The organism is Rhodococcus sp. P4_F5, assembly GCF_056401315.1.
Genome location: NZ_JBFUJP010000116.1, coordinates 1 through 8,273 on the forward strand (window position 1 = coordinate 1; position 8,273 = coordinate 8,273).

6 protein-coding genes and 1 pseudogene are annotated in these 8,273 nt (G+C 70.9%); 4 read left to right on the plus strand and 3 right to left on the minus strand.

From position 1 onward, the window contains the following. On the minus strand, window positions 1–1,638 hold a 1,638-nt coding region (locus tag AC1DU4_RS25570), incomplete at its 3' end, for an FUSC family protein (protein ID WP_477844659.1). Window positions 1,639–1,775: 137 nt separating this feature from the next. On the opposite strand from AC1DU4_RS25570, the gene AC1DU4_RS25575 reads away from it, so the two are divergent. Both AC1DU4_RS25575 and AC1DU4_RS25580 read left to right on the plus strand, forming a co-directional pair. Beyond that, complete coding sequence (locus AC1DU4_RS25575) at window positions 1,776–3,110, plus strand: DUF1254 domain-containing protein (protein WP_477844661.1); 1,335 nt, start codon at window positions 1,776–1,778, stop codon at window positions 3,108–3,110. Between the two features lie 30 nt (window positions 3,111–3,140). Continuing rightward, entirely contained in the window at window positions 3,141–3,797 is a 657-nt protein-coding gene (locus tag AC1DU4_RS25580) for a GAP family protein (RefSeq protein WP_477844663.1), read from the plus strand. 15 nt (window positions 3,798–3,812) lie between these two features. Here AC1DU4_RS25580 and AC1DU4_RS25585 read toward each other — a convergent pair whose 3' ends face one another. Both AC1DU4_RS25585 and AC1DU4_RS25590 read right to left on the minus strand, forming a co-directional pair. Continuing rightward, window positions 3,813–5,348, minus strand: coding sequence for a bifunctional 3'-5' exonuclease/DNA polymerase (locus tag AC1DU4_RS25585; RefSeq protein WP_477844665.1), 1,536 nt, complete (start codon window positions 5,346–5,348; stop codon window positions 3,813–3,815). 48 nt (window positions 5,349–5,396) lie between these two features. Then, window positions 5,397–6,620 carry a low temperature requirement protein A gene (locus tag AC1DU4_RS25590; RefSeq protein ID WP_477844667.1) on the minus strand — a complete coding sequence of 408 codons (1,224 nt, stop codon included), beginning with the start codon at window positions 6,618–6,620 and terminating at the stop codon, window positions 5,397–5,399. Window positions 6,621–6,717: 97 nt separating this feature from the next. Here AC1DU4_RS25590 and AC1DU4_RS25595 point away from each other — a divergent pair, with 97 nt between their 5' ends. After that, on the plus strand, window positions 6,718–7,983 hold the full coding sequence (locus AC1DU4_RS25595) for an aspartate kinase (protein ID WP_477844669.1): 1,266 nt from the start codon (window positions 6,718–6,720) through the stop codon (window positions 7,981–7,983). Between the two features lie 2 nt (window positions 7,984–7,985). Next, window positions 7,986–8,273 (plus strand): annotated as a pseudogene (locus AC1DU4_RS25600) (aspartate-semialdehyde dehydrogenase); the annotation flags it as partial.

Sequence of the window (8,273 nt, forward strand, 5' to 3'; positions counted from 1 at the left end):
CCCGGTGATCTCGTCGTCGTGGGGCCGCCGACCCGCCGCGGCGGACCAGCAGCCGGCCAGCACGTCGAAACCGAGGTGGTGCAGGTCGCTGTGGGCGGGCCAGCGGGCCGCCGCCCACGCCGGTTCGTTGTGGGCGGCGTCGATGCCCGCCAGCGACGAACTGTGCAACTCGAAGGTCAGGTCGCGGCGCAGCGGCAGCAACGCGTCGCCGTGGGCAGGGGCCCGAAGAGCCTGCATGGTCAGTCCGGTGAACACCGCCACCCGCCGGTCGGTCCAGCGCAGCACGCGCCGGTGCGCGTGCCGGTCCACCGTCCACAGCACGATCAGCGCGACGGCCACACCGATCGCCGTCTCCACCAACCGCTCCCACACGACCGGCGCGACCGCGGCGTGCGGTTGGCCGGTGTTGCCGATCAGGATGGCGAGCGGGGTGATGAAGACGACGGCCAGGCCGTAGTTGCGGGTGACGAACAGTTCGAAGAGCAACTGCAGTGCCATCACCGTCAGCACCAGCCACACCCCGCTGAGGTGGAGGGAGAACAGCACCGCGAAGACCACCACGCCCACCACGGTTCCGGCGACGCGGTGGATGCCCCGGTAGGTGCCCAGGATCCGGTCCGGCCCCTGGTGCAGGACCAGTACGGCGGTGATCACCGCCCAGTCCGGCCGGTCGGTCCCGATCGCGACCGTGGCACCCCCGGCCACCAGGCAGGCCACCAGCACCCGGGTGGCCGCGGTCCAGGCGTGACTGTCCGGGTGCAGCGCGCGCAGGAACCGGTAGCGCACCCCGGGCCGCGGCATCGGCGGCTGCGGTCGGACGTCGTCGAGGTCCGAGTCCGGGTCCAGGCTGGGGTCCCGGCGGATGGCGCCGGACAGCCGCACCTGGGCGGCGGAGAGGACCTCGACGAGCGGATGTCCGCGGGCCACCAGTCCGCCGTCGTAGAGGCTCTGCCAGGCCACCTGCAGCATCTGCGTGGCCCGGTGCCGCAGCGCGGGCGTTCCCTGGCCCGCGGCCTGCCGGGCCACGTAGTCGTCGACCGCGGCGGTGGCGGCCGCGGCCGCCAGCACCTCCGGGCCGTGCGGCCTCCGCAGCGCACCGACCATCGAGACGGCCACCGCGCTGGCGCCGCCGAGGGCACACCACAGCGCAATCTCGGTCGGGCTCATGCCGGACTGCACGTTCAGCGCGCCGATCTGGGTGGTGAGGACGAGGAACCAGACGCCGGGTGGGCCGAGCCGCAGGGCGTCGACGGTGTAGGTCCCGACCACCGCGACCGCCGACATGACCAGCACCACCCACATCAGCAGGGCGGGCGATCCGCCGTCGGCGATGGCATCGCGCACCGGTTCGCCGACGAGCGCGCCGACCCAGGACGCGGCCACGAGCGCCAGCGCCGCCAGCGCGACCACCTTCCACCGCGCGCGGTACGGCCTGCCCTCCCCGTAGATCACCGCGAAGGCGCCGATGGTGACGGTCAGTGCCTGCTGCGGGTAGCCGAGGGCGACCGCGGCCAGCGCCGGGATCCCCATCGCGAACGCCGCCCGGGTGGCACCGGGCCAGCGTCGCCCGGCGGGCGGCAGCCCGAACAGGACCTGCCGAGCGGGTGCCGGGGACGGCGGGCCGTGCGACTCAGGCACGGGGCGCGGCCGAGCGGGGCGGGGGAGCTGACACGGAACTGATCGTAGTGACCGTCGAGGCTCATGCTCGTCGGGTGATGCGGGGACGGCCCAGGGCTGATGCGATCGAGCCTGTCGTCGTCGAACAGGAGCGCGTTGTGAGTGTGGATCTCGAGAAGCTGGCCGCGAAGGCCTACGTGTACGGATTTCCGTTGGTGTTCAATCTCGACCAGGTGCGGCGCTACGTCACCACCGGCGTCGGATCCAACCCGGCGGCGCCGTTCAACGAGTTCAGCCACGCCGCCACGCTGGCCGGGCCGCAGGACACCTTCGTCTCCATCAACAACGACACCGTGTACTCGATGTGTCAGCTGGACCTGACGAACGGTCCGCTGCTGCTCGAGGTCCCGGACACCGACGGCGCGTACTACGTGCTCCAGTTCGTGGACGCGTGGACCGACAACTTCGCGTACGTGGGCAAGCGTGCCACCGGGACGGCCGCAGGGCGATACCTGCTGACCCCTCCGGGCTGGACGGGACAGGCGCCGTCCGGCGTCACCCGGATCGCGTTCCCCACTGCGGTCGCGTCGATCGTGGGTCGGTGGGCCTGCAGTGGCGAGGCAGACCTGCCCCGCGTCCGCGCTCTGCAGCAGCAGCTCAGGTTGGCGGCAGTCGGCGAGCAGGCGCGGCCGCTCGGGTTGCCCACGCCTGATCCGAATGTGCCGGAGGCACTGGTGTTCTGGGAGAAACTGCGGGCGTACCTGCTGGCGTACCCGCCCGCCGCGCGGGACCTGCCGCTGCAGCAGGCGTTTGCGCCTCTCGGCCTGCTCGAGTCCGGGGGCAGCCCGTATCCGGCGGCCGACCCGGACCTGGTGTCCGCGCTGGCGGCCGGGGCGAAGGCCGGTCACGACGGGCTCGTCGCCGCACTGAGGTCCGGTGCCGGGGACACCGTCGTCAACGGCTGGCACCAGCCGTTCCACGTCTTCGACTACAACGACGACTTCTTCGAGGTCGGCACCATCGACTCGCCAGAGTGGCGGATCGCGGACCGCGCGAGGGCGATCGGGCTGCGGGCGGCCGCGGCAATGGGCGGACTGTGGGGCAACCACGGCTACGAGGCGGCGTACTCCCCGGTCTACCTGGACGGCGACGGCGACGAGTTGACGGGTGAGCGCAGCTACACCCTGACCTTTGCCCAGACGCCGCCGGTGGACGCGTTCTGGTCGATCACGATGTACGACGTGCCCGACTACTACCTGGTGGCCAACGAGATCGACCGGTACTCGATCGGTGACCGTACTCCCGGACTGGTGTACGGAGCCGACGGCTCGTTGACCCTCACGCTCAGCGCGACCGCGCCCACCGACCAGACCGCGAGGGCGAACTGGCTGCCCGCGCCGGCCGGTCGCTTCCGGCCGCTGCTGCGGATGTACAGCCCGCGGCCCGAGGTGTTCGAAGGAACCTACGAGATTCCGCCGATCATCAAGGCCTGAAACACTTTTACCGCGATCTGAAGGAGCAATATGGGCGAGTTGCTGCTGTTGTTGGTGCCGGAGATGATCGGCCTGATCGTCACGCCCGCCGCGATCGCGGGATGCGTGCTGCTGCTGCAGTCGCACGAGCCGATCCGCAATGCGTTGAGCTTCGGCGGCGCGTTCCTGTTGGTGTACACGGTGATCGGGGTGGCGTCGCTGCTGGGCGGGGCCGGCGACCCGTCGGCGACCTCGCAGACCGTCTCGCACTGGGTTGGCGTCTGCGTCGGCGTGCTGTTCCTGGTCGTCGGTTTGGTGCAGTTGGCGAAGCGGACGAAACTCCGTGCGGAGAAACCGAAGTGGGTCGTCGAGCTGGAGGAGGCCACGCCGCGGCGGGCGTTCGCGATCGGGTTGGTCCTGGCGAACCTCAATCCGAATCTGTTCATCATGCTCTCGGGTATGACCATCATCTCCAGCTCGGACTCGACCTGGTCGCAGGCCTTGCTCGGGACGGCGTTGCTGCTGCTGGCGGCCGGCCTGGACTTCCTGGTGCCGATCGGCGCCTACGTGCTGCTCGGCGACCGGGCGCGGCGCGGGTTGGACACCGCGAAGAACTGGATGGTCAGTCGCAACAAGGAACTCGGTGTGGCGGTGTTCCTCGGGTTCGGCGCCCTGTTCACGATCCGGGGTGTGCTGGCGTTGACGTAGCGGCGCGCCGGACCGTCACGCGGTGTCCTCCGGGTCGGCGTAACACGGTCGCACCCCGACATCCATCGGAAACCGGACCGCGGTGTCGCCGAACAGAAGTCGGGTCGCCGCGGCCGTCGCGTCGAGCACGTGCCGGGTCGCGGCCGCGGCGTCGCGGCAGTGAACCACCACCTCGTCGTGCTGGAAGAACACCAGCTCGGCGTCGCCGGAATCGGCGAGGCGACGTCGCAGCTCGGCCAGCAGGCACAGCGCCCACTCGGCGGCGGTGGCCTGGACGACGAAGTTGCGGGTGAACCGGCCGCGGGCGTGTGCGTCGCCGTCGGACCACCAGCGATCGTCCGGCGGTGGGCAGGCCCGGCCCAGCCAGGAGTGCACCACCTCGCCGCGTTCGCCGGCCCGGGCCGCCTCCTCGACGTACTGCACCGCGACCGGGAATCGCTTGCGCAGCATGGCGAGCAGTGCCCGGGCCTCTCCCGCGGTCGCGCCGTACAGCACCCCGAGGATCGCGACCTTGGCCTTGGCCCGGTCGCCGTCGAACACCTCCGCGGCCACCGGCGCGTAGAGGTCGTCGGCGCCCGCCGCCTCCACCATCAGCCGGTCGCCGGACATCGCGGCCAGGATGCGGGGCTCGAGCTGGCCGGCGTCCGCCACCACGAAGGTGTGGCCGGGATCGGCAATGACGCTCGAGCGCAGCGTCTTCGGGATCTGCAGTGCCCCGCCGCCGCGGCTCGCCCAGCGGCCGGAGACCACGCCGCCGGGCACGTACACCGGCCGGAACCGGTCGCCTCGCACCCAGGAGTCCAGCCACGCCCACCCGTTGGTGGTGTGCAGCTTGGCGAGGTCCCGGTAGCGCAGCAGCGGTTCCACGGCTGGATGGTCGACCTCGCGCAGAAGGTACGCGCGGGTGGAGGGCAACTCGACACCGTCCCGGGCGAAGGCGTCCACCAGTTCGGGGTGCGAGGCGGGATTGACGCGGCGGCCGAAGGCGGCCCCGATCTCCTCCGTGACCTCCAGAATCCGTTGTGGCACCGCATCGCCCGACGTCCGTGGTCCCAGCGCACGGGTGAGCAGCTCGTGGTGGGCGGCGGCCGAGAACGGCAGGCCGGTGTGGCTCATCTCCGCCGCGGCCAGCGCGCCGGCCGACTCGGCGGCGACCAGCAGCCGCAGTCGTGGGTCCGCGCCGATCCGGTCGAGCTGGTCGGCGTGCTCCGAGAGCACCTCCGCGGGGTCGCGGGAGGGCGTGGCGTCGAACAGCCCGGGCCGGTCGTCGACCGGGGCGGCCGCGGCGACGGGCGGCTGCCCGGCCCGGGTGCGCAGCAGCGCGCCGGTCAACGCCAGGTCGTGGCAGCGCCGCACCCTCAGCCCGGCGCGCAACACCGCGGGGTAGACGGCCGCGGTGTCCGGCCACACCCAGCGCGGGTGTTCGGGCTCGAGGGCGCGGACCGCGGCGACCGGGTCGGGGAAGGCCAGCGGTTCGCCGACCGGGCGGCCGGCGTCGTCGGTACGGGTCACGTGGGTGTGCTCGGGCCCGGGCACCGTCACGATCCTCACCCCGGCCAGTGTGCCGTGCCGCGGCCAGGAGGTGGCGCGGCGGTCCGGCTATGCCGGGTGCGCGCCGTGCCGGATCTCCTCCCGGTGGGAGGCGAACCCGAGCGTCTCGTAGGTCACCAGCGCCAACAGCACCGCGGCGAGCAGGCCGAGCGCGGCCAGGGCCGGGAGCTGCCCGGCGAGCGGGATCAGCAACAGCAGCACCGCCGCCGTCGCGACCCGCAGCGCGTTGACCGGGCCCATCGTCGCGGTGACGTACGCCTTGAAGGCGGCCAGCCCGAGCAGGTACACCGCCGGGCCCGCGAACAGCGCCACCAGGGGCGTCCCCTGCAGCGGTTCGGTGAGCGAGTGACTGCTGCCGTCGCCGGCGTAGTTCAGGACCTTCTTCAGGCCCACGGACAGCAGCACGACACCGATCACCAGCGGCAGGTGCAGGAAGCTGTAGCCGTCGCGGGCCAGCCGGATCTGCCGCTCGCCGGTCGCCGCGGCCAGGGCCCGCTCCGCAGCGAGGGTGGTGGTGTCGAAGTAGGCCCACCAGAGCAGGCCGGAGACGGCCAGGCCCAGCATCGAGCCGACAATGATCGGCCAGGACACCGGCAGGTGGGCGACCCCGACGCCGATCGAGACGATCGACTCGCCGAGCGCGATGATCACGATCAGTCCGTGGCGCTCGGCGAAGTGGCTCGGCGAGTTCAGCCGCCAGCCCTCGCCCCCGAACAGGGTGCCGAGATAGTCGCCGACCAGCGCGGCCACCCACATCGCGGTCTGCGCGACGCCGCTGAGCTGCGACGCCACCAGCAGCAGCGTGGTGCCGGTTGCCATCGACGGGACGAAACGCAGCAGCTGCCGGCGAAGTTGGGGGTCGTCGGCGCTGACCAACCAGAACGTGACCAGGTGCATCAGCCGCACGAAGAAGTAGCCGGCCGCGAAGACCACCGGCCCGGACAGACCGCCGGGGATGTCCTCGAACGCCTCGGGGATGGTAATCGCGACGACGAACATCGCCCCCATCGCGAAGAACAGGGACACCCGGGCGAAACCCTCGTCGGCACGGATCACGTTGCCCAGCCAGGCGTAGCCGATCCAGCACCACCACAGCACCGCCATCGCCAGCAGCCCGCGCACCAGGTTCCGTGCAGAGCCGTCGTTGCCGGCCATCAGCTCGGTGACCCCGGTCAGCGCGAAGACGAAGACGAGGTCGAAGAAGAGCTCCAGCGGAGAGACCGACGAGCGTTCCTCGGTAGCCTGCAGGCGCACGTGCCGCGAGGTGTTCACCGGCTAATGGTGCCACCGACTGAGGTGGTGTCGGGTGCCGTCGGTAAGCTAGAAAATTGGACTTGTTACCAGTTCCCAGATCCGGAGGTTGATTGGCGTGGCGCTCGTCGTGCAGAAGTACGGCGGATCCTCGGTGGCATCTGCCGAGCGCATCCGACGCGTCGCTGAACGGATCGTGGAGACCAAACGGGCGGGCAACGACGTCGTCGTCGTTGTCTCGGCCATGGGCGACACCACCGACGAGCTGCTTGACCTGGCACAACAGGTCTGCCCGTCGCCGCCGGCGCGTGAGATGGACATGCTGCTGACCTCCGGGGAGCGCATCTCGAACTCGCTGGTCGCGATGGCGATCCACGCGTTCGGCGAGGAGGCTCGCTCGTTCACCGGCTCGCAGGCCGGGGTCATCACCACGGGCGCTCACGGCAACGCGAAGATCATCGACGTCACACCGGGCCGCGTCCGGGACGCACTGGACGAGGGCTCGATCGTRCTGGTCGCCGGGTTCCAGGGCGTCAGCCAGGACAGCAAGGACGTCACCACCCTCGGCCGGGGCGGCTCGGACACCACCGCCGTCGCCCTCGCCGCCGCGCTGAACGCCGACGTCTGCGAGATCTACACCGACGTCGACGGCATCTTCAGCGCGGACCCGCGGATCGTCTCCGACGCGCAGAAGCTGGACACCGTCTCCTTCGAGGAGATGCTCGAGATGGCGGCGTGCGGGGCGAAGGTGCTCATGCTGCGCTGCGTCGAGTACGCCCGTCGTTACAACGTGCCCGTGCACGTCCGTTCCTCGTACACCACCAAGCCCGGCACCATGGTGTCCGGATCGATGGAGGACATTCCCGTGGAAGAAGCCATCCTCACCGGCGTCGCGCACGACCGCAGCGAGGCGAAGGTCACCGTCGTCGGTCTGCCCGACGTGCCGGGCTACGCCGCCAAGGTCTTCCGTGCGGTTGCCGACGCCGAGATCAACATCGACATGGTGCTGCAGAACATCTCGAAGGTGGAGACCGGCAAGACCGACATCACCTTCACGCTGCCCAAGACGGACCTGGCCGCCGCGGTCGAGAAGCTGACCGCGCTGCAGGCCGAGATCGGCTTCTCGGAGATGCTCTTCAACGAGGAGATCGGCAAGGTCTCGCTCGTCGGGGCCGGCATGAAGAGCCACCCCGGCGTCACCGCCACGTTCTGCGAGACGCTCGCCGAGGCCGGCATCAACATCGACCTCATCTCCACCTCCGAGATCCGTATCTCGGTGCTGGTCAAGGACTCGGATCTCGACGACGCGGTGCGCGCGATCCACAAGGCATTCGATCTGGGCGGCGCCGAAGAGGCCGTCGTCCACRCGGGAACGGGACGCTAGACATGGGTCTGACAATTGCAGTGGTCGGCGCCACCGGACAGGTCGGCGCCGTCATGCGCGGCCTGCTCGAGCAGCGGAACTTCCCCGCGGACAAGGTGCGCTTCTTCGCCTCCGCGCGCTCGGCCGGCAGCACGCTGACCTTCCGCGGCGAGGAGATCGTCGTCGAGGACACCGCGGCCACCTCCGACGAGGACCTCGCGGGCATCGACATCGCGCTGTTCTCGGCGGGTGCGACCCTCTCGCGCGCGCAGGCCCCGCGATTCGTCGCCGCCGGCGCCACCGTCATCGAC

Bases quoted from the DNA above. Each gene is read 5' to 3' on its own strand.
- AC1DU4_RS25580 (WP_477844663.1), top strand. From the start codon at position 3,141: ATGGGCGAGTTGCTGCTGTTGTTGGTGCCGGAGATGATCGGCCTGATC.